A 25,590-nucleotide genomic window follows, 5' to 3' on the forward strand; every position below is an offset into this window, starting at 1 on the left:
GGAGAGACTTGACGGATGCCCCTCGACTTCACCGCGATCGACTTCGAGACCGCGAACTCCCGCCCGGAGTCCGCATGCCAGGTCGGTCTCGCTCGCGTGAGGGGCGGGGAGATCGCCGCTCGCGCCTCATGGCTGATCCGGCCGCCTGCGGGCTTCGACGAGTTCTTCGCCTTCAACTCGACGATCCACGGCATCCACGCCGACGACGTGGCCGGGGCGCCCGAATGGGCCGAGCAGTTCGACGATCTGCGCGAATTCGCGGGCGACGACATCCTCGTCGCGCACAGCGCGGCCTTCGACATGGGCGTGCTCGGTCGCGCGTCGGCGGCCACGGGCGTCGTCTGCCCGCCCTGGCGCTCGCTGTGCAGCCTCCAGCTCGCGCGGAAGACGTACGATCTCCCGTCCTACAAGCTGCCGAGCGCGGCGGCCGCGGCCGGCTTCTCCGGCTTCGCACACCACGACGCGGGCGCCGACGCCCTGGCGTCCGCGTACATCGTCATCGACGCGGCGCGCCGATTCGGCGTGGACGATGTCGAGGCGCTCGCGCAGTCGGCGGGCATCGCCATCGCGACGCTGCTCGTCGCCGAGCGGGTGGGCTGAGCCACCCACCCGCCGGGCGATTGGCCGGGGTCAGCCGGGCAGGAAGCTCAGCAGGGCGACGACCGCCGCCGAGGTGACCACGAACGCGCCGATGTGCCACCAGGGGCTCGCCTCCTGGTCCGGCGCGCGGCGAACGCGGAAGAGGACATCGGGGCGACGCGCCGGGTCCTTCGCGGCGGCGACGACTGCCTGCGCGCCCGTCCGGACGTCGGGTTCCCGCACGGTCTGCTGAACGGTCTCGTGCACTGCCATGATCTCGGTCCACCCCTCCCGTGACGCGCTGAGTCCTCCTGCGCCACCTCCATTGTCGCCGAAGTCGGCTGAGAGGCGGTCACAGACACATCACGAACGCGGCGGACCGCGCTCAGGGGATCAGAACCACTTCGACTCGAGGTGGTCCGAAGAGATGCGGCGGAGCGTGCCCGAGTGCCCGCGCAGCACGACGCTCTCGGTGTAGACGTAGCCGTCCTTGCGGCGCACGCCCTCGACGAGCGCGCCGTCGGTCACACCCGTCGCGACGAAGATCGTGTTGCTCCCGGCGACGAGGTCATCCGCCTCGTAGACGTGGTCCATCTTCAGGCCCGCGTCGATGCCCTTCTGCGCCTCGTCGTCGTCGCGCGGCCAGAGGCGGCCCTGGATGTGCCCGCCGAGGGCCTTGATCGCGCACGCCGTGACGATGCCCTCCGGGCTGCCGCCGATCCCGACGCACATGTCGGTGCGCGCATCGTGGCGGGCCGCGTTGATGCCGCCTGCGACGTCGCCGTCGCTCATGAGGCGCGTTCCCGCGCCCGTCGCGCGGATGTCCTCGATGAGCTGCTCGTGGCGCGGACGGTTGAGCACCGACACGACCATCTCCTCGACGGGCTTGTCGAGGGCCTTCGCGAGGAGGCGGATGTTCTCGGCGATCGGCAGGCGGATGTCCACCACACCGACGCCCGCGGGGCCCGTGACGAGCTTGTCCATGTAGAAGACGCTCGACGCGTCGAGCATCGTGCCGCGGTCGGAGAGCGCGATCACGGAGAGCGCGTTGTTGCGCCCGGCCGCCGTCAGCGAGGTGCCGTCGATCGGGTCGACCGCGATGTCGTACGAGCGACCGCGCCCCGTGCCCACGTGCTCGCCGTTGAAGAGCATGGGCGCGTTGTCCTTCTCGCCCTCGCCGATCACGATGACGCCGTCGAAGTCGACGGTCGCGAGGAACGCGCGCATCGCATCGACCGCCGCGCCGTCGGCGGCCTCCTTCGCGCCGCGGCCGATGAACGGGACCGAGCGGATCGCCGCGGCCTCCGTCGCGCGCACGAGCTCGAGCGCGATGTTGCGGTCGGGGTGGAGCGGGATGAGGTCGTCGGCGCTCGTGATCTCGTGCGTGTCGGCAGTCATGCTGAGAGAGTAGCGGCAGCGGATGGCGCAGATCGGTGTTCTTCGCGCGCTCCAGATCGAAGGATCTGCGTTTCTTTCCGGATCGTGAGGATCGCGCCCGATTGCCGCCGTCGTCGGAGCAGATCCGGCCTTCGCTAGGCTGAGACTGCACTCACCTCGCCATTCGAAGGAGCACCGCAATGCCCGTCGCCACCCCGGATCAGTATGCAGAGATGTTCGACCGCGCGAAGGCGGGCGGCTTCGCCTACCCCGCGTTCAACGTGTCGAGCTCGCAGACGATCAACGCCGTGCTCCAGGGCCTGACCGAGGCCGGCTCCGACGGCATCCTCCAGGTCACGACCGGCGGAGCCGACTACTTCGCCGGGCACACCGTCAAGGGCCGCGCCACGGGCGCGATCGCCATGGCGCAGTACGTCCGCGAGGTCGCCAAGAACTACCCCATCACGGTCGGCGTGCACACCGACCACTGCCCGAAGGACGCTCTCCCCGGCTTCGTGCTCCCGCTCCTGGAGTACTCGGAGGAGCTCGTGAAGAACGGCGGCGAGCCGCTGTTCAACTCGCACATGTGGGACGGCTCGGCCGTGCCGCTCGACGAGAACATCCAGATCGCGGCGGACCTCCTCCCCCGCATGAAGAACATCAACGCGATCCTCGAGATCGAGGTCGGCGTCGTCGGCGGCGAGGAGGACGGCGTCGCGCACGAGGGCTCGAACGAGGCGCTCTACACGACGGTCGCGGATGTCACGAAGGCCGTCGAGGCGCTCGGCCTCGGCGAGCAGGGCCGCTACATCGCCGCCCTGACCTTCGGCAACGTGCACGGTGTCTACAAGCCGGGCGGCGTCAAGCTCCGCCCCGAGCTCCTCGGCGAGATCCAGGAGGGCATCCAGGCGCGCTTCGGCACGGGCGAGAAGCCGCTCGACCTCGTCTTCCACGGCGGCAGCGGCTCGACCGACGAGGAGATCGCGCTCGCGGTCGCGAACGGCGTCGTCAAGATGAACATCGACACCGACACGCAGTACGCGTTCACGCGCTCGATCGCGGGCTACATGTTCTCGAACTACGACGGCGTCCTGAAGGTCGACGGCGAGGTCGGCAACAAGAAGCAGTACGACCCGCGCGCGTGGGGCAAGGTCGCCGAGTCGGCGATGGCCGCGCGCGTCGTGGAGTCGACCCGCCAGCTCGGCTCGTTCGGCAAGTCGCAGAGCTGACAGCGCTCTGAGACGACGAAGCCCGGCGCCGTGCGGCGCCGGGCTTCGTCGTCTCAGAGCTAGGCGCCGAACGACTCCTGCATCCGCAGCACGGCATCCCCGACGGCGGGATCGCTCACGAGAGGGATCACGACGACGATGCTCGCGAGCAGGTTGAAGACGACAGCGCCGAGGATCGGCACCCAGAACGTCAGGCGCCCGCGCCGCGCGACGCGCCATGACAGGAGCGCGGTCGCCATCCATCCGAGCGTCAGTACGATCACGGCCGCGACGCCCCAGATCCGCACGCCGGCCGGGTCGGCGAGCTCGACGTCGAGTCCCATCGTCTCGAGCAGGCGCGTGGTGTCGAGCACGAGCGGAATCGACTGGATGACGCTGACGATTCCGAAGACGAGCATCGCGACGGTCGCCGCACGGTCCACCAGGCGACCGCCCGACAGGAGGGGCGCGGCGTCGGCAGACGGCGGCGCGACGGGGGCCGCGGGGACCGGCGCGCGGGTCTCGGGAGCCGACGGGAGCCCCATGCGCGCGCGCTGCTCCTCGGGCGTGGCGTACTGCCCGAACCGCGGCTGCGGCCGCGCGTCGTCGCGGGGCTCGGTCATGCGCGGCCTCGGCCTCCCACGGCACGGGCGTCGCGGCGACCCGACGGATCCTGGCGGAGCTCCTTGGGCAGCGAGAACATGAGGTCCTCCTCCGCCGTCCGCACCTCCTCGACATCCCGGTAGCCGGCGCTCGCGAGCGCGTCGAGCACCTCCTGGACGAGCACCTCGGGCACGGAGGCGCCGCTCGTCACGCCCACGGTCTCGACGCCGTCGAGCCACTCCTGCCGGACCTCGCTCGCGTAGTCGACCCGGTAGGCGGCCTTCGCGCCGTGCTGGAGGGCGACCTCGACGAGGCGCACGCTGTTCGACGAGTTCGCCGAGCCGACGACGATCACGAGATCGGCTCCGGCCGCGACCTTCTTGATCGCGACCTGGCGGTTCTGCGTCGCGTAGCAGATGTCGTCGGACGGCGGGTTGTGCAGCTCGGGGAAGCGCGCGCGCAGGCGGTTCACCGTCTCCATCGTCTCGTCCACCGAGAGCGTGGTCTGCGAGAGCCACACGAGCTTCGACGGATCCTCGACCTCGATCGTGTCGGCCTCGTCGGGCGAGTTCACGATCGTGACGTTCTCGGGCGCCTCTCCCGCGGTGCCCTCGACCTCCTCGTGGCCCTCGTGGCCCACGAGCAGGATGTGGAAGTCGTCGCGCGCGAAGCGCACGGCCTCGCGGTGCACCTTGGTGACGAGCGGGCACGTGGCGTCGATGGCCTGGAGGCCCCGGTCCGACGCGGCGCTCACGACGGCGGGCGAGACCCCGTGCGCGCTGAACACGACGTGCGCGCCCTCTGGCACCTCGTCGACCTCCTCGACGAAGACGGCGCCCTTCGCCTCGAGCTCGCGCACGACGTGGATGTTGTGCACGATCTGCTTGCGCACGTAGACGGGCGACCCGTAGCGCTCGAGCGCCTTCTCGACCGTGATCACTGCGCGGTCGACGCCCGCGCAGTAGCCCCGCGGCGCCGCGAGCAGCACCCGCTTGCGTCCGGGCACGGGGTTATCCTGAAGGCGCACGCTCCTGCCCGGCACGCGGGGCACGGGCAGATGGATGGCGGTCGAGCTCATGCTCCGATCCTACGTGCGCCCCCTGGGGACAGGCAGGGTGCCGCCGTCCGAGGAGTGCGCCGCGAGGAGATCATGACGACGTTCCAGCCGGAGCCCGCCGCGGGCGAGCAGCCCCCCGCCGATTCCGTCGCCCCGCGCGACTCGAAGCCGGATGCGCCGACCTCGATCGCGCGCCTGAATCAGACGATCAAGGGCTTCATCGACCGCTGGGGCGCCGTGTGGGTCGAGGGCGAGATCACCTCGTGGAACGTGCGCGGCGGCGCCGTGTTCGGACGCCTGAAGGACCTCCGATCGGATGCGCAGATCTCGATCCGGATGTGGTCCAGCGTCCGCGCGCGCACCCCGGCCGATCTGAAGGTCGGCGACCACGTGATCGCGTGCGTCAAGGCGGATTACTACCCGAAGGGCGGTGACCTCTCCTTCCAGGTCACCTCGATGCGCCACGTGGGCCTCGGCGAGCAGCTCGAGCGTCTCGAGAGGCTCCGCGCGCAGCTGCGCGCCGAGGGGCTCTTCGACCCCGCCCGGAAGAAGCCGCTCCCCTTCCTGCCCCACGGCATCGGGCTGATCACGGGAGAGCGCTCGGATGCCGAGAAGGACGTCCTGCGCAACGCCGAGCTGCGGTGGCCGCACGTCGGCATCCGCACGATCCACGCCGCCGTGCAGGGCGAGCGCAGCGTGCCCGAGATCCTCCAGGCGCTCAGCGCGCTCGATGCGGATCCGCACATCGACGTCATCATCATCGCCCGCGGCGGCGGCGATCCGCAGACCCTCCTCGGGTTCAGCGACGAGCGCCTCGTCCGCGCGGTCGCGGCCGCGCGGACCCCGGTCGTGAGCGCGATCGGCCACGAGAACGACCATCCGCTGCTCGACGACGTCGCCGACCTGCGCGCCTCGACGCCCACCGACGCCGCGAAGCGCGTCGTCCCCGACGTCGGCGAGCAGCGGGCGCTGGTCGCGCAGCTGCGGTCGCGTCTCGCGACACGGCTGCAGCATCGCCTCCAGCACGACATCGCGCAGCTCGAGCACATCCGCTCGCGCCCCGTCCTGCGCGCGCCCGAGCGCCTCGTCGAGACGCGCGAGCAGGACGTCTTCCTCCTCGTGGCGCGAGGGCGCGACATCGCCCAGCGGCGCATCCACGACGGCGAGCGCCGCACCGCGGAGCTGCGGGCGTCGCTGCGCGCCCTCTCGCCGCAGTCGACGCTCGCACGGGGCTACGCGATCGCGCAGGCCGAGGATGGCGCCATCCTCCGGTCCGCGCAGGACGCGCCCCGTGGCGCGCGGCTCGTGCTCACCCTCGAGCACGGCGCCGTGTCGGCGACCTCGGGCGGACCGCTCGACGCGGGCACCGCGCCCGCCTCCTCGTAGGATGGAACCGCTATGACCGAACAGGCTCCCCCCGCCGACGTCGCGTCCCTCTCGTTCGAACAGGCGCGGGACGAGCTCGTCCGCGTCGTGTCCGAGCTCGAGCAGGGCGCGCCCACCCTCGAGCAGTCCCTCGCGCTCTGGGAACGCGGCGAGGCGCTCGCGGCGCGGTGCGAGGAGTGGCTGCTCGGGGCGAAGCGCCGTCTCGAGGCCGCGCGCGCCGCGGGGGGCGAGGCCTGATGGCGCGCGAGCCGCGCATCGCCGCACACCTCGGCCGCCCCGAGACGCCCGACGAGATCGCCGCACGGAAGGCCGAGAGCTCGCGCATCTACCGCGGCAGCCAGACGTTCCGCAACCTCATCGTCGCACTCGTCGTCTCGCTCGCCGTCGTGGCCGTCATCGTGTGGGGCGTGCCGCGCGGCGAGGCTCCGGAGCCTGCGCCCATCAACGTGGCGGCGATCGCCGCCGATGCCGAGGAGACGACGGGCCACGACGCGATCGTCCCCGACGCCCCGGACGACTGGCGCGTGAACTCGGCACGGCTCGAGAACGGCGACGTCACAACGTGGAGCATCGCGTACGTTCCGACCGAGACCGGCTTCCTCCGACTGAGCCAGGGCTTCGACGCCGACGAGACCTGGGCCGCGCGGGTCCTGGGCGGGGCGGCGCCGACCGATGCCGTCACGATCGACGGCGTCCGCTGGGACGTGTACGAGATCTCCGACCCCGAGGCGAACGCCAACGTGTCGTACGCGCTGGGCACCCAGGCCGGCGCCGACCACGTCCTCGTGTACGGATCCTCCGAGCCCGAGGTCGCCGCCGATCTCGCCGCGCTCGTGGCCGACCAGATCGACGCACTCGCGACCGCAGAAGGGACACCCGAATGAGCGAGAACCTCACCCCCGCCGAGGCGTGGGAGAAGATGCAGGCCGGCAACTCCCGGTTCGTGGCGGGCACGCCCGCGCACCCCCACCAGGATGTCCGCCGTCGTCACGAGCTCGCGGCGGGGCAGACGCCGCTCGCCACCCTCTTCGGATGCTCCGACTCGCGGCTGGCGGCCGAGATCATCTTCGACCTGGGCCTCGGCGACCTGTTCGTCGTGCGCAACGCCGGCCAGGTCCCCGGAGAGTCGATCGTCGGCTCCCTCGAGTACGCCGTCGAGGTGCTCGGCGTGCCGCTCCTCGTCGTGCTCGGGCACGACTCGTGCGGCGCGGTCCGCGCCGCGATCGACAGCACGGGGCCCGACGCACCCGTTCTGCCCCCGCACATCTGGCGTCAGATCTCGCCGATCGTGCCCGCGGTGCACGCGGCGCTGCGCGAGTCGGACGGCGCGACCCCCGCGACCGTCGATGCCGAGCTCGTCGGCCGCCTGCACGTGCGCGACACGATCGACTGGATCCTGCAGTCGTCCGAGCTGATCTCCCGCGCCGTCGCGGAGGGCCGTCTCGGCATCGTGGGAGCCAACTACCGACTGGCCGAGGGCACCGCGGTGCCCCACGTCACCATGGGCGTCGCGACCGACGCGGCCGCCTGAACCCGGAGGGAACAAGGAAGTGACCGAGATCGAGTACCGCATCGAGCACGACACCATGGGCGAGGTGCGCGTCCCCGCGACCGCCCTCTACCGCGCGCAGACGCAGCGCGCCGTGGAGAACTTCCCCATCTCGGGCAAGGGCCTGGAGTCGCGCCAGATCGCCGCGCTCGCGCGCATCAAGAAGGCGGCGGCCCTCGCCAACAAGGAGCTCGGGACGCTCGACGGCGCGATCGCCGACGCCATCGCGGCCGCGGCCGACGAGGTCGCCACCGGCGCCCACGACGACCAGTTCCCCGTCGACACCTACCAGACCGGGTCGGGCACGTCGTCGAACATGAACATGAACGAGGTCCTGTCGACGCTCGCGTCCGACCGCCTCGGCTCGCCCGTGCACCCCAACGACCACGTCAACGCCTCGCAGTCGTCGAACGACGTCTTCCCGACGTCGGTGCACGTCGCCGTCACCGAGGCGCTCATCACCGACCTCGTGCCCGCGCTCGACCACCTCGCGAAGGCCTTCGAGGAGAAGGCCGAGGCGTGGAAGTCGGTCGTCAAGTCCGGCCGCACGCACCTCATGGACGCGACGCCCGTGACGCTCGGCCAGGAGTTCGGCGGATACGCCCGCCAGATGCGGCTCGGCATCGAGCGCGTCGAGGCATCGCTCCCCCGCGTCGCGGAGGTCCCGCTGGGCGGCACCGCGGTCGGCACCGGCATCAACACGCCGCTCGGCTTCCCGCAGAAGGTCATCGCGCTGCTCGCGGCCGAGACCGGCCTGCCCATCACGGAGGCGAAGGACCACTTCGAGGCGCAGGCGAACCGCGACGGTCTCGTCGAGGCATCGGGCGCGCTCCGCACGATCGCCGTCTCGCTCACGAAGATCAACAACGACCTGCGCTGGATGGGCTCGGGGCCGAACACGGGGCTCGGCGAGCTCCACATCCCCGACCTCCAGCCCGGTTCGTCGATCATGCCGGGCAAGGTGAACCCCGTCGTGCCCGAGGCCACCCTCATGGTCTGCGCGCGCGTCATCGGCAACGACGCGACGATCGCGTGGGCCGGCGCGTCGGGCGCCTTCGAGCTCAACGTGGCGATCCCGGTCATGGGGACCGCGCTGCTCGAGTCGATCCGCCTCCTCGCCAACGCCTCGCGCGTGCTCGCCGACAAGACGATCGCGGGTCTCGAGGCGAACGTCGAGCGCGCGGCCGCCTTCGCGGGCATGTCGCCGTCGATCGTGACGCCGCTCAACAAGGTGATCGGCTACGAGGCGGCGGCGAAGATCGCCAAGCACTCCGTGGCGAAGGGCATCACCGTCCGCGAGGCCGTGATCGACCTCGGCTACGTCGAGCGCGGCGAGATCACGGAGGAGCAGCTCGACGAGAAGCTCGACCTGCTCTCGATGACGCACGCGGGCTGACGCGGAGCCCGCTCTCAGGGCCCGGGTGGACGATCGTCCGCCCGGGCCCTCTGCATGCGAGCCGTGCCCGGGGCGTCAGCCGGCGTTCGCCGCCGCTTCACCTGCCGGACACCCGGCATCGGTGAGGTGGTGGCGAGGGCTCTCCGGGGCCTGATCGACAAGGGATTCCCCCGCCCGCGAGAAGGAGACAGTCGAACATGGTCATCAACCTGGGCCGCACGCTGCCCATGGCGCAGCACGTCAAGGGCAAGCGAAGCGCCGTCACCTGCCACCTCAAGTGCGCCAACGCCTGCGCGAAGGGCGTGTGCAACACGTCCGGCAACGGCTACTTCCGCGACATCGTCGACGCCCAGCTCTCCCGCCGCGCTCTCCTTGGCCTCGGTGCGGCCGGCGCCGCCGCGATCGTGCTGGCGCCGTCGCTGGCCGGGCAGCGCGCCGCCGCGTCGACCGGCACCGCCTACGCCGCCGTGGGCGAGACCGGCGCCTTCGGCTTCGCCCCGATCGACCCCGTCGCGTACACGGTCGACAGCTTCGTCGTCCCGGAGGGATTCGACTGGACCCCCATCATCCGCTGGGGCGACCCGCTCTTCGCCGACAGCCCCGCCTTCGACGCACTCAACCAGACGCCCGAGGCCCAGGCCCGGCAGTTCGGCTACAACGTCGACTACACCGACATCATCCGCACCTCGGCCACCACGGCCATCCTCTTCGTGAACCACGAGTACACGAACGAGAACGTGATGTTCCCCGCCGAGCAGCTCGAGGGCGACGTCGAGCGCGTGCGCCGCGTCGGACTCAAGGCGCACGGTCTCAGCGTCGTCCAGCTCACGCGCACGAGCGAGACCGCGCCCTGGACGCCCGTCGTGGGCGGAGCCCTCAACCGCCGCTTCCTCGACGACACCCCGTACGCGTTCACCGGGCCCGCCGCGGGCAGCGAGCTCCTGCGCACGGTCGCCGATCCGGAGGGCAGGACCGTCCTCGGAACCTTCGGCAACTGCTCGGGCGGCACGACCCCGTGGGGCACCATCCTCAGCGGCGAGGAGAACTTCGACGGCTACTTCCGCTCGTCCGGCCTCTCGGAGGCCGAGCAGCGCTACGGCCTCGCCGACGAGGAGACCGCGCGCGGCTGGGAGAACGTCGACCCGCGGTTCGACGCGCGCACCCCCGGCTATGAGAACGAGCCCAACCGGTTCGGCTGGATCGTCGAGATCGACCCGACCGACCCGTCCTCGACGCCGCGCAAGCACACGTCGCTCGGCCGACTGAAGCACGAGGGCGCGAACGTCATCGTCGCCGCGAACGGCAGGGTCGTGGCGTACACGGGCGACGACGAGCGCTTCGACTACCTCTACAAGTTCGTCTCCCGCGACACGTACGTGGAGGGCGACCGCGCGCACAACATGACGCTGCTCGAGAACGGCGACCTCTTCGTCGCGCGATTCTCGGGCGACTCGCCCGCGACCGAGATCGACGGCTCGGGCACGCTGCCCTCCGACGGCGGCTTCGGCGGCTCGGGCGAGTGGCTCCCCCTCGTCGTCGACGGCGCATCGGCCGTCGACGGGATGAGCGTCGAGGAGGTGCTCGTGCACACGCGCCTCGCGGCCGACCGCGCGGGCGCCACGAAGATGGACCGTCCCGAGGACGTCCAGCCGCATCCGACGAGCGGCCGTGTCTACGTCGCGTGCACGAACAACAGCGACCGCGGCACGGAGGGCAAGGCCGGCCCCGACGAGGTGAACCCGCGCACCGAGAACCGCGACGGGCACATCATCGAGATCACCGAGGACGGCGGCGACCAGACCGCGCGCACCTTCGGCTGGACGCTGCTCCTCGTCGCGGGCGACCCCGCGCGCAACGACTCGGCGTACTTCTCCGGCTTCCCGGTCGACGAGGTCTCGCCCATCTCGTGCCCCGACAACCTCGCCTTCGACACGGCGGGCAACCTCTGGATCTCGACGGACGGCGCGCCCAGCACGATCGGGTTCAACGACGGCCTCTTCCGCGTCGGCCTCGAGGGCGACCAGCGCGGCCGAGTCGAGCAGTTCCTGTCGGTGCCGCGTGAGGCCGAGACCTGCGGCCCCGTCATCCACGACGACGAATGGCACGTGTTCGTGTCGGTGCAGCACCCGGGTGAGGACGGCTCGTTCGAGGAGCAGAGCTCGACGTTCCCGGACAGCATGAAGCAGGCCCCGCTCTCGGGCGCCGGCGGCGGGACGTTCGCCGGCCCCCGCCCGACGGTCGTCCAGGTGATGCCCGTGGCCGCGCCGTCGCCGACGCCCACGCCGACGGCGGAGCCCACCGCGACGCCTGAGCCGACGCCCACCGCGACGTCGACTCCGACGCCCACGACGACGCCGAGCGCGAGCCCCACGGCGACCCCGACCCAGGCGCCCACGCACGCTCCGTCGCAGACGCCGGTTCCGTCGCCGTCGCAGAGCGCCGCGCCGTCGCCGGGCCCCGACGCCCCGCTGTCGCCCACGGGCGGCGGCGTCGTTGGCGGCCTGCTCGCGGGCGCCGGTGCGCTCGCGACCGCGGGCCTGGCGTTCCTCGCCCGCCGCAAGCGCGAGAACGGGCAGCAGCCGTCCGAGACGACCGACGAGGTCTGACCGGTCCACGCGAGAGGGCCGGTCGGCGAGGAGACCCCTCGCCGACCGGCCCTCTCGGCTGTCAGCAGCAGCGCCCGCCGGGATCGAGGTCCTGCGCGCGATGGATCTCGCGCCAGAACTCCCGCTCGGTGAGCGGCTCGCGGTCGGGATGGCGCTCTCGCTCGTGCGCGAGGTACGCCGCGTACCGCGACTGCCCGGTCATCCCCGAGACGAAGCGCGCGCACACGCTGCCCACGGCGGCCAGCGGCGCAAGCAGTCGGATGGCCATCAGTGCCCCCGCGAGGGACGGCGCTCCGCGGGCAGGGCATCCCACTCGCGCTGCGCGGCCCGCTCCGCCGCCGTGGGGATGAGCCCTGCCGGGGCGAACCGGCGCGACGGGACGGGCGCGTCCTCGTTGTCGATCGTCTCGGTCGACCGCAGCGCCTGCACGACGCGGACGATCGCCGCGACGAGCACGATGAGCGTCAGCACGAGGAAGATGATCGAGAGCGTCCCCTGGATCGCCGTGTTGCGCACGACCGCCTCCATCGCCGCGACGCTCGGCGCGGTGCCGAACGAGGTCTCCCCCGCGGCGAGCGCGTCGCGGAATGCGGCGTGCTGCGCCCAGTAGCCGACCGCCGGCACGCTCGAGAAGATCTTGTGCAGCGACGCGACCGTCGTCACGACCGTGACGAACGCGAGCGGGAGCGCCACGATCCAGAGCGCCCCGAAGGTCCGTCGCCGCGCGACGATCGTGAGCACGACCGCGAGGGCGATCGCGGCGAGCAGCTGGTTGGCGATGCCGAACAGCGGGAAGAGCGTGTTGATGCCGCCGAGCGGATCCGTCACGCCCATGATGAGCACCGCTCCCCAGCCGGCGACCATGATCGCCGTGCAGATCCACGCTCCGAGCCGCCACGACGTGTCGCGGAACCGCGGCACGACGTTCCCGATCGAATCCTGGAGCATGAACCGTGCCACGCGCGTGCCGGCATCCACCGCCGTGAGGATGAACAGCGCCTCGAACATGATCGCGAAGTGGTACCAGAACGACATCATGCCGCTGCCGCCGATCCACTGGCCCATGATGAGCGCGAGCCCGACCGCGAGGGTCGGGGCGCCGCCCGTGCGCGACACGATCGACTCCTCCCCCACGAGCTGGGCCATGGTGGTGAGCGCGTCCGGCGTGAGCGAGACGCCGGTCAGCCCGAGCCCGTTCACCCAGGCCACCGCTCCCTCGACCGTGCCGAGCGTGGCGGCGGCCGAGGAGTTCATCGCGAAGTAGATGCCGCGGTCGATCGAGACGGCGGCGACGAGAGCCATGACCGCGACGAACGACTCCATGAGCATGCCGCCGTAGCCGATGAAGCGCGTCTGCTTCTCCTTCTCGATCATCTTCGGCGTCGTGCCCGACGAGATCAGGGCGTGGAAGCCCGAGAGGGCGCCGCAGGCGATCGTGACGAAGAGGAACGGGAACAGCGGCCCGCTCCAGACCGGCCCCGTCTCGCCGCTCGCGAACTCGCTGAACGCCGGCACCGAGATCTCGGGACGCACGAAGACGATCGCGACCGCGAGCGCGACGATCACGCCCACCTTCATGAAGGTCGAGAGGTAGTCGCGCGGCGCGAGCAGCATCCACACGGGCAGGACGGCGGCGACGAAGCCGTACACGATGATGGCCCACGCGACCGTCACGCGGTCGAGGTGGAAGAGGGCCTGCCCCCACTCGGTCGCCGCGATCGCGCCGCCGCCGACGATGGCCGCCATGAGGAGGACGAACCCGATGATCGAGACCTCGAGGATGCGGCCCGGGCGGATCCAGCGGAGGTACGCGCCCATGAACAGCGCGATCGGGATGGTCATGGCGACCGAGAACACGCCCCACGGGCTCTCGCCGAGGGCGTTCACGACGATGAGCGCGAGGATGGCCGTGATGATGATCATGATGAGGAGCGTCGCGAGGATGGCCGCGGCGCCGCCGAAGCGGCCCAGCTCATCCTTCGCCATCTGGCCGAGCGAGCGGCCGCCGCGGCGCATCGAGAAGAACATCACGAGGTAGTCCTGCACCGCCCCGGCCAGGACGACGCCCACGATGATCCAGATGGTGCCGGGGAGGTATCCCATCTGGGCCGCGAGGACGGGGCCCACGAGGGGCCCTGCGCCGGCGATCGCGGCGAAGTGGTGGCCGAACAGCACGACCCGGTCGGTGGGGACGAAGTCCTTGCCGTCCGACCGGTACTCCGCGGGCGTCGCGCGACGGTCATCCGGGCGCACGATCTTCCGCTCGATGTACTTCGCGTAGAAGCGGTAGAACACGAGGTACGTGCACACGGCGGCGAAGACGAACCAGATCGCGTTCACCGTCTCGCCGCGCACGATCGCGAGCATGGTCCATGCGACGCCGCCGAGGAGGGCGATGGCCGTCCAGATCACGATGCGCAGAGGCGTCCAGCGGCGGTCGTCGGGAACGGCGACCGGCGGCGACGCCTCGGTCTCGGGGGCGATGCGCGGGGCTGGGTCCTGTGCCATGGCCGTGACTCCTTCGTCTCCTCGTGCGTCGGCCGACATGCCGACCGGTATCCGAGGATACGCACGGCGACGGCGGCGGGGACGTTGCCCCGCCGCCGTCGCCGCGCCCGTGTCAGGAGAGCTCGCCGACCTCCAGCAGGTCGGTCACGAGGGCCGCGATCGCCGAGCGCTCGCTGCGCGTGAGCGTGACGTGCCCGAAGAGATCGTGTCCCTTGAGCGACTCGATGACGCTCGCGATGCCGTCGTGGCGGCCGACGCGCAGGTTGTCGCGCTGCCCCACGTCGTGCGTGAGGACGACCTTCGATCCCTGCCCGATCCGGCTCAGCACCGTGAGGAGCACGTTGCGCTCGAGCGACTGCGCCTCGTCGACGATCACGAACGCGTCGTGCAGCGAGCGGCCGCGGATGTGCGTGAGCGGGAGCACCTCGAGCATCCCGCGCTCCACGACCTCGTCGAGGACGTTCTGCGACACGACGGAGCCGAGCGTGTCGAAGACCGCCTGGCCCCAGGGGTTCATCTTCTCGGCCTGGTCGCCGGGCAGGTAGCCGAGCTCCTGACCGCCCACCGCGAACAGCGGCCGGAAGACGATGATCTTCTTCTGCTGCTGGCGCTCGAGCACCGCCTCCAGCCCCGCGCAGAGCGCGAGCGCCGACTTGCCCGTTCCGGCGCGCCCGCCCAGGGAGACGATGCCGACGGTCGGGTCGAGGAGGAGGTCGATCGCGATGCGCTGCTCGGCCGAGCGCCCGTGCAGGCCGAACACCTCGCGGTCGCCGCGGACGAGGCGCAGCTCGCCGTCGCCCGTGACGCGGCCGAGCGCCGAGCCCCGCTCCGACTGGATGACGAGGCCGGTGTTGACCGGGAGCCCCCGTGCGTCGTCGTGCAGCGCGACCTCGCTCTCGTAGAGGTCCGACATCTCGTCGCCCGAGACCTGCAGGGTCGCGATCCCGGTCCAGCCCGAGTCGACCGCCTGCTCGGCGAGGTACTCCTCTGCCGCGAGGCCGAGAGAGGCGGCCTTCACGCGCATCGGGAGGTCCTTGGAGACGATCGTGACGCTCTGTCCGTCCTGTGCGAGGTGCGCGGCGACGGCGAGGATGCGGCTGTCGTTGTCGGCGAGCCGGATGCCGCTGGGCAGCACGCTCTGGTCGGTGTTGTTGAGCTCGACGCGCAGCGTGCCGCCCTCGCCCACGGGCACGGGGAAGTCGAGGCGCCCGTGCTCGACGCGCAGCTCATCCAGGTGCCGCAGCGCGGCGCGTGCGAAGTAGCCGATCTCCGGATCGTGCCGCTTGCCCTCGAGCTCGGTGATCACCACCACGGGGATCACGACGCTGTGCTCCGCGAAGCGGAAGAACGCCCTCGGATCGCTCAGCAGGACCGAGGTGTCGAGCACGTAGGTGCGCAGGTCCTGCGCCTCCCGCGTCGTCGACCGCCGCCCGGTCTTCCTGACAGTGCTGGTGCTCACGCCCGTCGTGGTGGCCACGTCACACTCCCGACCCCGGGCTTCCGCCCGGATTCGACGAGTCGACCTGGGGCCACGAGTCGCAGTCCTGACGGCCGACCCGACCGGACGCCTTGCCCGGTGATCCGAAGCTACGACCGCCGGGGCGGTCTGCGGCGCATGGACACGCTGACGGGCGGATGAAGATCTCGTGAACGCGGCGAGGTCAGCCCACGCGCGTCTGCACGAAGACCGCGCACGCGTCATCGAGCATCCGCAGCGTCTCGTCGTCGGTCGCGACGTGCGGCGACACGCGGACGTATCCGGATCGCGCCGTCGCCGTCACCCCCGCGTTCGCGAGGGCGGCGCCGAGGGCTCCGACGTGACGCGCCCCGGGGTCGAGGGCGACGATGCCCGCGCGTCGGGCCGGATCGCGCGGCGTCACGACCTCGATGCCGTGCGCGTCGGCGATCTCGATGATGCGTCCGGCCCGCTCCGCCACGGCCGCCTCGATCTCGGCGATGCCCGCGGATGCGATCTCGCCGACCGCCGACGCGAGACGCGCGGCCGCCAGGGGGTCGGGGCGCGAGACCGTGAAGGCGCGGGCATCGGGCGCGGGCGCCGGCACGGGCACGACGTCGTACGGCAGGTCGTCGGCGTCCGTGCCGGTGGTGCCCGAGAGCACGGGGTCGAGCGCGACGCGCGCCCGTCGGCCGTACCACGCGAAGCCGGTGCCCCGTCCCGCCCGCAGCCACTTGTATCCGTGCGCCGCGACGACATCGGCGGCCGTCCATTCGGCGTCGACGACGCCGACGGCCTGCGTCGCGTCGACGATGAGCAGCCGGTCGTCGCCGATGACCTCGCGGATGCCTGCGAGGTCGGCGCGGTATCCGGTGCGGAAGTCGACGAGACTCACGGCCACCGCGCTCGTGGACTCGTCGATCGTCTCGGCGACGGCCTCGGGCGTGACGAACCGGTGCTCGGGCGCGATCCACTGCGGCACGATGCGGCCGAGGGCGGTCGCGGCCCGCGCGATCGTCACGGGGATGCTGGGGAACTCGAGGGGCGACGCGACGACGCCGCCCGTGATGCCGTAGACGGCCTGCGCGAGGCCGTGCGTGGTCGAGGGCTGCAGGGCGACCTCCGCGGGGTCCACGCGCAGGAGGCCGGCGATCGCCGCGCGCGCCTCGTCCGCACGGCCGGAGACGAGGCCGATCCCGCTCTCGCGACCGGAGCCGAGCAGCTCGAGATCGGCCATCGCCTCCTCGCGCACGGTGCGGGAGAGGGGGCCGAACCGCGCCCAGTCGAGATAGCCCGGTTCCACGTCGAACGAGGCGGTGAGGTCTGCGAGGGTGGTCACGCCACCATTCTCGCAGAGGCGGCGGTCCGCGAGGTTGCGCGCGTCAGCGGCCGAAGCGCCGGTCTCGCGACCCGAAGTCGCGGATGGCGCGGAGGAAGTCGACCTCGCGCAGGTCGGGGCCGAGCGCCTCGAGGAAGTAGAACTCGCTGTGCGCGCTCTGCCAGAGGAGGAAGTCGCTCAGGCGCTGCTCGCCGCTCGTCCGGATGACGAGGTCGGGGTCCTTCTGACCTCCCGTGTAGAGGTGCTCGGCGATCTGCTCGGGTGTGAGGTGCGCGGCGAGATCCTCGAGGGTGCCCCCGTTCGACCCGTGCTCGCGGATGATGCTGCGGACGGCGTCGACGATCTCGTGGCGTCCGCCGTACCCGACCGCGAGGTTGACGTGCAGCCCGCTGTTGCCTCGGGTGCGCTCCTCCGCGTCGCGCAGTGCGGACAGGAGGAAGTCCGGAAGGCCCTCGGAGCGTCCCACGTGCTGCACGCGCCAGTCCCGTCGTCGGGAGAGCTGCCCCGCGAGCCCCGCGATGATCTCGATGAGATCCTGCAGCTCGCGGCTGTCGCGCTTGCGGAGGTTGTCGTGCGAGAGCAGGTAGAGCGAGACGACCTCGACGCCGATGGCCTCGCACCACTCGAGGAACTCGCGCATCTTCGCGGCGCCCGCGCGGTGCCCGTGCGCCGGCGTCTCGTAGCCCAGCTGACGCGCCCAGCGGCGATTGCCGTCGATCATCATCGCGACGTGGTGGGGCACCTTCGCCGGATCGATCTGCCGGTGCAGCCGCGAGATGTAGAGACGGTACAGGGGCCCCCGTCCTGCCGCCGACCGCTCGCTGATCACCCTCCGAGCGTACTCCGGGCGTCCGCGTGCCGCTCACGGCATGCGCTGGCGCGTACTGTCAGACCATGACCTCCGACGAGCACACGCCCGCGCAGACCCCGGACGGCGTGCCCCGGCTCCCGCTGATGGATGCCGCGCGCGCGGACGCCCACGAGGAGCCCAAGCCGTCGTGGCGCGGCTGGATCCACGCCGGGACGTTCCCCGTCGCGATCGTGGCGGGCATCGTCCTCGTGGCGCTCGCCGACGGCGCGGCGGCGAAGGCCGCGTCGGCGGTCTTCGCCGCGTCGTCGCTCCTGCTCTTCGGCAACTCGGCGCTCTACCACCGCTTCCACTGGAAGCCCCGCACGCGTCTGATCCTCAAGCGGATCGACCATGCGAACATCCTCCTGCTCATCGCGGGCACGTACACGCCGATCGGCGTGCTCGCGCTGCCGCCGTCGAAGGGCGTGCTGCTGCTCGTCCTCGTCTGGACCGGAGCCCTCCTCGGGATCCTCTTCCGGGTGTTCTGGATCGGCGCCCCGAGGTGGCTCTACGTCGCCCTCTACCTCGTGCTCGGCTGGGCGGCCGTCATGTACATGGGCGATCTCTTCCAGGCGAACCGGACGATGATGGTCCTCGTGATCGTCGGCGGCCTCCTCTACTCGGCCGGCGCGGTCGTCTACGCGATCAAGAAGCCCAACCCGTGGCCGGGCCACTTCGGATTCCACGAGATCTTCCACGTGTGCACGGTGCTCGCGTTCCTCTGCCACTGGGCGGGGGCGCTGCTCATCGCGCTCGATCCCGCGTTCAACGGCCCGGCGTAGGCTCCTCGCCCGTCTCACCGCGGCCATCCGACGCCGTCCCGGTTCCCCGCGGATCGGCGCCCTCCTGCGCGGCCGCCTCCTGTGCGGCGGCCTCCTCCTCCGCGTCGAGCACGGCGTTCGCCTCCTCGCGGTACCGCGCCCGGCGCACGCGGCGCAGCATGTCGAAGACGAGGAGGAACACCGCGATGACGAGGACGACGATCGTCGCGAAGCCGAGGGGGCCGGGCGTGACGAGGTCCGGGTCCACGGTCGGCTGCGGGCTCGGGGTGGCGGCGAGCACGGCGAGAGCGGGCATCGAGGACTCCTCCGGGGTGCGCGGCGCCCGAGACGGGGCGCCGGGAAAAGGCGGTTAGCCTGGAGTCCCAGCCTAGTTCGCCCGACCTGAGAGGACGACGCCGTGACGATCCAGCAGCGTCTCGACGAGCGCTACGGGCGAACCCCCCGCCGCTCGCGCCGCATCGCATGGATCGCGGGAATCGCGCTCGCCGCCCTCGCGGTCGGGTGGTTCGGGTGGTCGACGATGCAGACCGCCGCCGCCGAGGTCGATTTCGACGATCTCGGCTACGAGGTGCGCAGCGAGCACGAGGTGTCGGTGACCTTCCAGATCACCTCGGGCTCGCGCGAGAGCGTCGCCTGCGCGCTCGAGGCGCTCGACGAGCAGTTCGGCGTGGTCGGCTGGCGGATCGTCGAGTACCCGCCGTCCGACGCCGTGTCGGCCTCGCACACCGAGAGCATCCCCACCGTCGCGGAGGCGACGACCGGAATTGTGAAGTCCTGCTGGGTTCCGTAAGATCGACGGTCAGTCCATCCGACGCCCCGGCGACCTGCCGGGGCGTCTTCACATATGCCGGCCCCCTCGGCCGCGCATCCACGAAGGAGACAGACCGTGTCCGATGACACCCAGGTCCCGTTCCTGACGCAGGAGGCGTACGACCGCCTCGCCGCCGAGCTCGAGCACCTCTCGACCACCGGTCGTGAGGAGATCGCGAAGCGCATCGAGGCGGCCCGCGAGGAGGGCGACCTCCGCGAGAACGGCGGCTACCACGCGGCCAAGGACGAGCAGGGGAAGCAGGAGGCGCGCATCCGCCAGCTGCAGGCGCTCCTCAAGGACGCGAAGGTCGGCGTCGCCCCCGAGTCCAACGGCATCGTCGAGCCCGGCACCGTCGTGACGGCGGTCGTGTTCGGCGACCAGGAGCGCTTCCTGCTCGGCAGCCGCGAGATCGCCGGAGGCACCGACCTCGACGTCTACAGCGAGCAGAGCCCGCTCGGCGCCGCCATCCTCGGCCTCAAGGAGGGCGAGAAGACGAGCTACCAGGCGCCCAACGGCAAGGACATCCCCGTCGAGATCGTCAAGGTCGAGACCTTCACGGGCTGAGCCCGCACGCGCGAGAGGGCGACGGCCGGCCGTCCGTCGCCCTCTCGTCATTCCGGCAGGATCTCGGGCCGGAAGCCCGCGTCGCGGAGGATCTGCAGCGTGAGCAGCTTGTGCTCCTCGCCGCGCGTCTCGACGGAGATCTGCAGGATGACCTCGCTGATCTGCATGCCCTGCCCGTGCCGTGTGTGCAGCACCTCGATCACGTTCGCTCCGGCCTCCGCGAGGAGCTCGGAGACGCGCGCGAGCTGACCGGGACGATCGGGCAGCGGGATGCGGATGGTCATGTAGCGGCCCGACGCGGCGAGGCCGTGCGCGACGACCCGCTGCAGCAGGAGCGGATCGATGTTGCCGCCCGACAGGAGAGCGACCGTGGACCCCTGCGGACTCACCTTGCCCGCGAGGATGGCCGCGACGCCGACCGCGCCGGCCGGCTCGACGACGACCTTCGCCCGCTCCAGCAGCACGAGGAGCGCGCGCGCGATGTCGTCCTCCCCCACGGTCACGACCTCGTCGACGAGCTCGCGGACGATCGCGAACGGCACATCGCCCGGGCGGGCGACGAGGATGCCGTCGGCGATCGTCGGCTTCGTCTCGACGCGCACGGGCTCTCCGGCGGCGAGCGACGGGAGCATGGGCGCGGCGTTCTCGGCCTGCACGCCGATGATCCGCACCGTGCGCCCCGCCGCGGCCGCCCGTGCCTTCGCGGCCGCGGCGACGCCCGCGATGAGGCCTCCGCCGCCGATCCCCATGATGATCGTGTCGACGTCGGGCACGTCGTCGAGGATCTCGAGGCCGAGTGTGCCCTGGCCGATGATCACGTCGCGGTGATCGAACGGGTGGATGAGCACGGCTCCCGTGCGCTCGGCGTGCTCCGCAGCGCGACGCAGCCCGACGTCGACGGTCGCGCCGTCGAGCACCACCTCGGCGCCGTAGCCCTTCGTCGCGAGGAGCTTCGGGACGGGAACGCCGAGCGGCATGTAGATCGTCGCCGGGATGCCGAGCTGCTGCGCCGCGAGCGCGACGCCCTGCGCGTGGTTGCCCGCCGAGGCCGCGACCACGCCGCGACGCCGCTCGTCCTCCGTGAGGCGCGACAGGCGGTAGGTCGCCCCGCGCACCTTGAACGATCCCGTGCGCTGAAGATTCTCGAGCTTGAGGTGCACCGGGGCGCCGAGCACCTCGCTGAGGTGCTGCGAGTACTCGGTCGGGGTGTGCTCCACGACGCCCTCGAGGAAGCGCGCGGCCTCCTCGAACTCGGCGAGCGCGGGGATCGGCGGGGCGTCCGGCGTCGCGTGAGCGTCCTCGGGTGCGTCCGCGTCCATCCGCGTCATGTGCGTGCCTTCCTGTGGTCGTCCTCGTCGCCTCGGCCGAGGCTCTTGGGGACCGTGCTCCAGATGAGATCGGCCGAGCGGACCTCGGCTCCCGTGCGCCACGACCCCGAGCTGAGCGTCACGGCCACGACGTTCACGAACGCCGCGACCGGCACCGCGAACAGGGCGCCGGCGATGCCGCCGACCATCGAGCCGCCCGCGACGACGAGGACGACCGCGAGCGGGTGCACCTTGACGGCCGATCCCATGAGGAGCGGCTGCAGGATGTGGCTCTCGACCTGCTGCACGAGCAGGACGACCGCGAGCATCGCGACGCCGATCCAGATGCCGTTGTAGGCGAGCGCGATCACGACCGCGAGTGCGCCCGTGACGATGGCGCCGACGAACGGGACGAATGCCCCGAGGAACACGAGGACTGCGATCGGGATGGCCAGGGGCACGCCGAGCGCGAACGCGCCGATGCCGATGCCGATCGCGTCGATCGTCGCGACGATGATCTGCGTGCGCGCGTAGTTGATGAGCGTGGTCCAGCCGTTGCGCGCCGCCGCGTCGACGGCCGGCCGCGCCGCGCGCGGGAAGAGCCTGAGGGTCCAGCGCCAGATGCCGGCGCCGTCGAGGAGGAAGCACAGGAGCACGAAGAGCGCGACGAGCGCGCCGGCGGCCACGTGCCCCACGGTCGAGCCCACCGCGAGCGCGCCGTTCAGGAGGAGATCGGCCTGCTCCTCGACGAGCTGGAGGCCTCCCGCGAGCAGGTCGTCGAGCTGCTGGGCGGTGACGAGCCCTCCGTCGATGAGGAAGGTCCGCAGACCGGCGATCGACTCGGCTGCGCGGGCGCGCACCTCCTCCGCCTGCCGCGAGATCTGCCAGACGACGAGCCACACGAGGCCCGTCACGATCGCCAGCGTCCCGAGCACGCTCACGACGACCGCGAGCACGCGCGGCACCCGGTGGCGCAGCATCCACGAGAAGAACGGGAACAGGAGGGCGGTGAGCAGCATCGCCACGAAGATCGGGATGACGAGCAGCTTGAACTGGATGACGAGCCAGACGATCACGGCGGCGACGGCGGCGAGCACGAGGAAGCGCCATCCGTAGGCCGTCGCGATGCGCAGTCCGACGGGGACCTCGACGGGATCCGCGGGCGGAGGGCTCGCGGGAGGAGCGCTCGGCGGCGCGGCGCGGCGTCGACGGAGGAATCCCGCGCGAGAGCTCGGGGGCGTGTCGTCGCTCATCCTCGTCATCCTAATCCCGCGTGCATTCCGCTGTCGGCACGCGATCGGCCGCCTGCGCGACCCGGTGTCGGAGGTCGCCGGTAGCGTTGCGCGCGTGAAGGATGTCCTCTCGGCTGCCGAAGCCCGCCGCGTGGGCCTCGCCGCCCAGGGCCTCTCCCGTGCGCGTCCGGCCGCGCCCTCGCTGCGTCATGTCCGCCGCGAGCTCTCGCGCATGCACGTCCTGCAGATCGACTCCGTGAACGTGTTCTCCCGGTCGCACTACATGCCGCTCTTCTCGCGGCTGGGGCCCTACGACCGGGATCTGCTGGATCGCCTCGTCCTGACCCCCGCGCGTCGGGGGCGGGCGCCCGAGCACGTCGAGTACCTCGCCCACGAGGCGACCTTCGTCCCGGTCGCGGACTGGCCGCTCTGGCGGTTCCGCATGGACGCCATGCGGAGCCGGTACGCGGGGCCGGGAAGCTGGTTCGCCGCGAACGCCGACACCGTGAACTGGGTGCGCGCCGAGCTCGCGGAGCGCGGACCGCTGCGGCCCGCGGAGATCGAGCGCGATGTCGAGGCGAGCCGCGGCCCGTGGTGGGGCTGGGACGACGTCAAGCGCGCTCTCGAGATGCTGTGGCGCTTCGGCGAGGTCGCGATCGCCGGCCGCAATGGCTTCGAGCGCCGCTACGGCCTCGCCGAGCACGTCATCCCGCACGAGCACCTCGAGCGCGTCGTCGCCCCCGACGACGCGGTCCGCGAGCTCGTGCGCCGGGCGGCGCTCGCATACGGCGTGGCCACGGCATCCGACATCGCCGACTACCACCGGCTGCGCGACCGCCGCGGCGTCCTCGCCGCCGTGTCCGACCTCGAGGACGCGGGAGAGCTCGTCCCCGTCGCCGTGCGCGGGTGGGAGCGCGCGGGCCGTGCGCTGCCGGCCTGGCGTCATCGGGACGCCGTGCTCCCCCGGCGCATCGACCGCGCGACCCTGCTCACCCCCTTCGACCCCGTCGTGTGGTTCCGCGAGCGCGCGGAGCGGATGTTCGGATTCGACTACCGCATCGAGATCTACACGCCGGCCGAGCGGCGCCGGTTCGGCTACTACTCGCTCCCGCTGCTCGTCGGAGACCGCATCGCGGGTCGGTTCGACCTCAAGGCCGACCGCGCGGCGGGCGCGCTGCGCGTGCAGTCCGCCTGGTGGGAGGCGCACGTCGATCCGGCCGCCGTCGCCGAGAGGGCGGCGGAGGCGCTGCGCGAGGCAGCGGCCTGGCAGGGGCTCGACGCGATCTCCGTCTCGCACTGGGGCGATGCCGCGGACGATGTCGCGCACGTGCTCGACGCGCCGCGCCACGCCCATCCCGGCGCTCTCCGAGCAACGGCTGATTAGTGTTGCGGGTGGAGGCAGCCCGCATGAAACGACCCCTGGTCCCGATCCTCGCCGTCGTCGGCGTGATCGTCGTCGGCATGCTCGCGATCGGCTTCTGGTCGACCAGCCGACCGGCGAGCGCGGAGGAGACCGCCGCGCGGTATCTCGACGCGCTCTCGTCGGGCGACGCCGACGCGGTCCGCGCCCTGCTCGCAGACGCCGACGCCGTGCCGGACACCGCGTGGAGCGCGTTCTCCACGGCGTCCGCGCATCTCTCCTCCGCCGAGATCGTCGAGGTCGACGAGTCGGAGGACAGCGCCCAGGTGCGGGCGGAGGCGACCCTCGACGGGGAGCCGCAGGAGCTCGCGTTCACGCTGACCTCCTCCCCTTCGGGATGGCACGTCGCCGAGGTCCCGCTCTCGCCCGTGACGGTGACGGCGACGCGCGGCGCCTGGGTGGATGTGGCCGGCGAGCCGGTCGCGCTCGAGGCCGGCGCCGCGCAGCTCGCACTCCTTCCGGGCTCCTACGAGGTGTCGGCGTGGCCCGCCGAGTACCTCGACGGAGCAGCCACGGCCGAGGTCGGCACGTCCGCCGAGCCGGTCGCGGTCGATCTCGCGCCGACGTTCACCGACCAGGCGCTCGCCGATGCCGAAGCCGAGCTGACCGCCCATCTGGAGGGCTGCCTCGCGACCGCCTCCGAGGTGCCGCAGGGCTGCGGGATGATCGTCCCCTGGCCGGCCGACCTCGCGGAGGCGGCCGAGGTCTCCTTCCGTGCGGACCGGATGCCCGAGACCGCGATCGACCTCGAGACGGGCACCTTCCAGGCCACCGGCGGCGCCGTCGTCGCGACCGTCACGGGCACGCGCCCCGACGGCACGGAGGGCGTCTTCACCTACCGCACCGATGCCTGGAGCCTCTACGGAACGATCTCGCTCGATGACGAAGGGCTCCTGCTCAGCGTGAACTGAGCAGGAGCCCTTCGGCCCGAGCGGTCAGAACTGGACGCGCGGCGGCTCGGAGATCGCGGCCCCGCCGTCGACCTCGAAGAACTCGCGCTGGGCGAATCCGAGGTTGCGCGCGAAGAGGTTGTTCGGGAACACCGAGATCTTCGTGTTCAGCTCGCGGACGCCGCCGTTGTAGAAGCGGCGCGAGGCCTGGATCTTGTCCTCGGTGTCGACGAGGCTGTGCTGCAGCTGCAGGTAGTTCTGGCTCGCCTGCAGCTGGGGGTAGGACTCCGCCACCGCGAACAGGCTCTTGAGGGCCTGCTGGATGTGGTTCTCGGCGACTCCCGCCTCCGCGGGGCCCGATGCCGCGAGCGTCTCGGCGCGCGCCCGCGTGACGTTCTCGAACACCGCCTTCTCGTGCGCCGCGTAGCCCTTCACCGTCTCGATGAGGTTCGGGATCAGATCCGCTCTTCGCTTGAGCTGGACCGTGATCCCGCTCCACGCCTCGTCGACGCGCACGTTGAGCTGGACGAGCGAGTTGTACGTCGCCCACAGGTAGATCGCCGCGATGACGACGATCGCCACCACGACGAGAACGGGAATCAACCACTCCACGACGGAACCCCCTTGGTTTCTGCGTCCATCCTAGACACCGCGCCCTCCGCGGCCACCG

At 71.7% G+C, this 25,590-nt stretch carries 25 protein-coding genes and 1 pseudogene; 13 read left to right on the forward strand and 13 right to left on the reverse strand.

The genetic code is table 11. The features are described from left to right. The first annotated feature begins 15 nt into the window (after positions 1-15). Positions 16-600, forward strand: coding sequence for a 3'-5' exonuclease (locus M1D56_RS10170; protein ID WP_456283489.1), 585 nt, complete (start codon positions 16-18; stop codon positions 598-600). A 30-nt stretch (positions 601-630) separates the two neighbouring features. Here the strand turns inward: M1D56_RS10170 and M1D56_RS10175 are convergent, their stop codons facing one another. Together M1D56_RS10175 and glpX are read right to left on the reverse strand one after the other, a co-directional pair. Next, positions 631-852 carry a UDP-N-acetylmuramyl pentapeptide phosphotransferase gene (locus M1D56_RS10175; protein ID WP_271173757.1) on the reverse strand — a complete coding sequence of 74 codons (222 nt, stop codon included), beginning with the start codon at positions 850-852 and terminating at the stop codon, positions 631-633. Between the two features lie 120 nt (positions 853-972). Further along, complete coding sequence (gene glpX, locus M1D56_RS10180; protein ID WP_271173758.1) at positions 973-1,977, reverse strand: class II fructose-bisphosphatase; 1,005 nt, start codon at positions 1,975-1,977, stop codon at positions 973-975. A 179-nt stretch (positions 1,978-2,156) separates the two neighbouring features. Here glpX and fbaA point away from each other — a divergent pair, with 179 nt between their 5' ends. After that, positions 2,157-3,185 (forward strand): class II fructose-bisphosphate aldolase, encoded by a 1,029-nt coding sequence (gene fbaA / locus M1D56_RS10185; protein ID WP_282979568.1) that lies wholly within the window; start codon positions 2,157-2,159, stop codon positions 3,183-3,185. 59 nt (positions 3,186-3,244) lie between these two features. Here fbaA and M1D56_RS10190 read toward each other — a convergent pair whose 3' ends face one another. Beyond that, complete coding sequence (locus M1D56_RS10190) at positions 3,245-3,787, reverse strand: DUF6264 family protein (RefSeq protein WP_456283490.1); 543 nt, start codon at positions 3,785-3,787, stop codon at positions 3,245-3,247. Then, a complete protein-coding gene (locus tag M1D56_RS10195) occupies positions 3,784-4,845 on the reverse strand; it encodes a 4-hydroxy-3-methylbut-2-enyl diphosphate reductase (RefSeq protein ID WP_271173761.1) in 1,062 nt (353 codons plus the stop codon). Before M1D56_RS10195 ends, M1D56_RS10190 begins: the two co-directional genes overlap by 4 nt. 72 nt (positions 4,846-4,917) lie before the next feature. Between M1D56_RS10195 and xseA the strand changes: the two genes are divergently transcribed. The 6 genes and pseudogenes from xseA to M1D56_RS10225 form a co-directional block, all read left to right on the forward strand. Next, positions 4,918-6,210: an exodeoxyribonuclease VII large subunit gene (gene xseA / locus M1D56_RS10200; RefSeq protein ID WP_456283491.1), complete on the forward strand. Its 1,293-nt coding sequence runs from the start codon at positions 4,918-4,920 to the stop codon at positions 6,208-6,210. Between the two features lie 12 nt (positions 6,211-6,222). Then, on the forward strand, positions 6,223-6,447 hold the full coding sequence (locus M1D56_RS10205) for an exodeoxyribonuclease VII small subunit (protein ID WP_271173763.1): 225 nt from the start codon (positions 6,223-6,225) through the stop codon (positions 6,445-6,447). Continuing rightward, the gene (locus M1D56_RS10210) at positions 6,447-7,094 is read left to right on the forward strand and encodes a DUF4245 family protein (protein ID WP_455971178.1); all 648 of its coding nucleotides are present in this window, start codon (positions 6,447-6,449) and stop codon (positions 7,092-7,094) included. Before M1D56_RS10205 ends, M1D56_RS10210 begins: the two co-directional genes overlap by 1 nt. Beyond that, positions 7,091-7,741: a carbonic anhydrase gene (locus M1D56_RS10215; protein ID WP_271173765.1), complete on the forward strand. Its 651-nt coding sequence runs from the start codon at positions 7,091-7,093 to the stop codon at positions 7,739-7,741. Before M1D56_RS10210 ends, M1D56_RS10215 begins: the two co-directional genes overlap by 4 nt. 19 nt (positions 7,742-7,760) lie before the next feature. Beyond that, positions 7,761-9,155 (forward strand): class II fumarate hydratase, encoded by a 1,395-nt coding sequence (locus M1D56_RS10220; protein ID WP_271173766.1) that lies wholly within the window; start codon positions 7,761-7,763, stop codon positions 9,153-9,155. Positions 9,156-9,352: 197 nt separating this feature from the next. Then, positions 9,353-11,404 (forward strand): annotated as a pseudogene (locus tag M1D56_RS10225) (PhoX family protein); the annotation flags it as partial. A gap of 418 nt (positions 11,405-11,822) precedes the next feature. On the opposite strand, the gene M1D56_RS10230 reads toward M1D56_RS10225, so the two are convergent. The 5 genes from M1D56_RS10230 to M1D56_RS10250 all read right to left on the reverse strand — a co-directional run bounded on the left by M1D56_RS10230 (position 11,823) and on the right by M1D56_RS10250 (position 17,893). Next, a complete protein-coding gene (locus tag M1D56_RS10230; RefSeq protein ID WP_271173767.1) occupies positions 11,823-12,029 on the reverse strand; it encodes a YbdD/YjiX family protein in 207 nt (68 codons plus the stop codon). After that, positions 12,029-14,269: a carbon starvation CstA family protein gene (locus M1D56_RS10235; protein ID WP_456283493.1), complete on the reverse strand. Its 2,241-nt coding sequence runs from the start codon at positions 14,267-14,269 to the stop codon at positions 12,029-12,031. The genes M1D56_RS10230 and M1D56_RS10235 overlap by 1 nt, the downstream gene beginning before the upstream one ends. Before the next feature lie 112 nt (positions 14,270-14,381). Continuing rightward, positions 14,382-15,728, reverse strand: a complete 1,347-nt coding sequence (locus M1D56_RS10240; protein ID WP_271173769.1) for a PhoH family protein — start codon at positions 15,726-15,728, stop codon at positions 14,382-14,384. A 202-nt stretch (positions 15,729-15,930) separates the two neighbouring features. Next, entirely contained in the window at positions 15,931-17,064 is a 1,134-nt protein-coding gene (locus tag M1D56_RS10245) for an aminotransferase class V-fold PLP-dependent enzyme (protein WP_456283495.1), read from the reverse strand. A gap of 43 nt (positions 17,065-17,107) precedes the next feature. Next, a complete protein-coding gene (locus M1D56_RS10250) occupies positions 17,108-17,893 on the reverse strand; it encodes an isoprenyl transferase (RefSeq protein ID WP_271173771.1) in 786 nt (261 codons plus the stop codon). Between the two features lie 65 nt (positions 17,894-17,958). Between M1D56_RS10250 and trhA the strand changes: the two genes are divergently transcribed. After that, entirely contained in the window at positions 17,959-18,696 is a 738-nt protein-coding gene (gene trhA, locus M1D56_RS10255) for a PAQR family membrane homeostasis protein TrhA (protein ID WP_271173772.1), read from the forward strand. Here the strand turns inward: trhA and M1D56_RS10260 are convergent. Further along, positions 18,680-18,991: a hypothetical protein gene (locus tag M1D56_RS10260; RefSeq protein WP_456283497.1), complete on the reverse strand. Its 312-nt coding sequence runs from the start codon at positions 18,989-18,991 to the stop codon at positions 18,680-18,682. The two genes, trhA and M1D56_RS10260, sit on opposite strands and share 17 nt — an antisense overlap. 102 nt (positions 18,992-19,093) lie before the next feature. On the opposite strand from M1D56_RS10260, the gene M1D56_RS10265 reads away from it, so the two are divergent. Together M1D56_RS10265 and greA are read left to right on the forward strand one after the other, a co-directional pair. Beyond that, entirely contained in the window at positions 19,094-19,486 is a 393-nt protein-coding gene (locus M1D56_RS10265; RefSeq protein WP_324014416.1) for a DUF4307 domain-containing protein, read from the forward strand. A gap of 96 nt (positions 19,487-19,582) precedes the next feature. Beyond that, on the forward strand, positions 19,583-20,071 hold the full coding sequence (gene greA, locus M1D56_RS10270) for a transcription elongation factor GreA (RefSeq protein WP_271173775.1): 489 nt from the start codon (positions 19,583-19,585) through the stop codon (positions 20,069-20,071). Positions 20,072-20,118: 47 nt separating this feature from the next. Here the strand turns inward: greA and ilvA are convergent, their stop codons facing one another. Continuing rightward, a complete protein-coding gene (gene ilvA / locus M1D56_RS10275) occupies positions 20,119-21,390 on the reverse strand; it encodes a threonine ammonia-lyase (RefSeq protein WP_271173823.1) in 1,272 nt (423 codons plus the stop codon). 5 nt (positions 21,391-21,395) lie between these two features. Beyond that, positions 21,396-22,631, reverse strand: coding sequence for an AI-2E family transporter (locus M1D56_RS10280; RefSeq protein ID WP_456283499.1), 1,236 nt, complete (start codon positions 22,629-22,631; stop codon positions 21,396-21,398). Between the two features lie 94 nt (positions 22,632-22,725). Here M1D56_RS10280 and M1D56_RS10285 point away from each other — a divergent pair, with 94 nt between their 5' ends. Both M1D56_RS10285 and M1D56_RS10290 read left to right on the forward strand, forming a co-directional pair. Continuing rightward, on the forward strand, positions 22,726-23,994 hold the full coding sequence (locus M1D56_RS10285) for a winged helix-turn-helix domain-containing protein (RefSeq protein ID WP_456283500.1): 1,269 nt from the start codon (positions 22,726-22,728) through the stop codon (positions 23,992-23,994). A gap of 23 nt (positions 23,995-24,017) precedes the next feature. Next, complete coding sequence (locus tag M1D56_RS10290; RefSeq protein WP_456283502.1) at positions 24,018-24,941, forward strand: hypothetical protein; 924 nt, start codon at positions 24,018-24,020, stop codon at positions 24,939-24,941. A gap of 24 nt (positions 24,942-24,965) precedes the next feature. On the opposite strand, the gene M1D56_RS10295 is transcribed toward M1D56_RS10290, so the two are convergent. Next, positions 24,966-25,532: a LemA family protein gene (locus M1D56_RS10295; RefSeq protein WP_282979584.1), complete on the reverse strand. Its 567-nt coding sequence runs from the start codon at positions 25,530-25,532 to the stop codon at positions 24,966-24,968. Positions 25,533-25,590 lie beyond the last annotated feature (58 nt).

The organism is Microbacterium sp. JZ101, assembly GCF_053903175.1.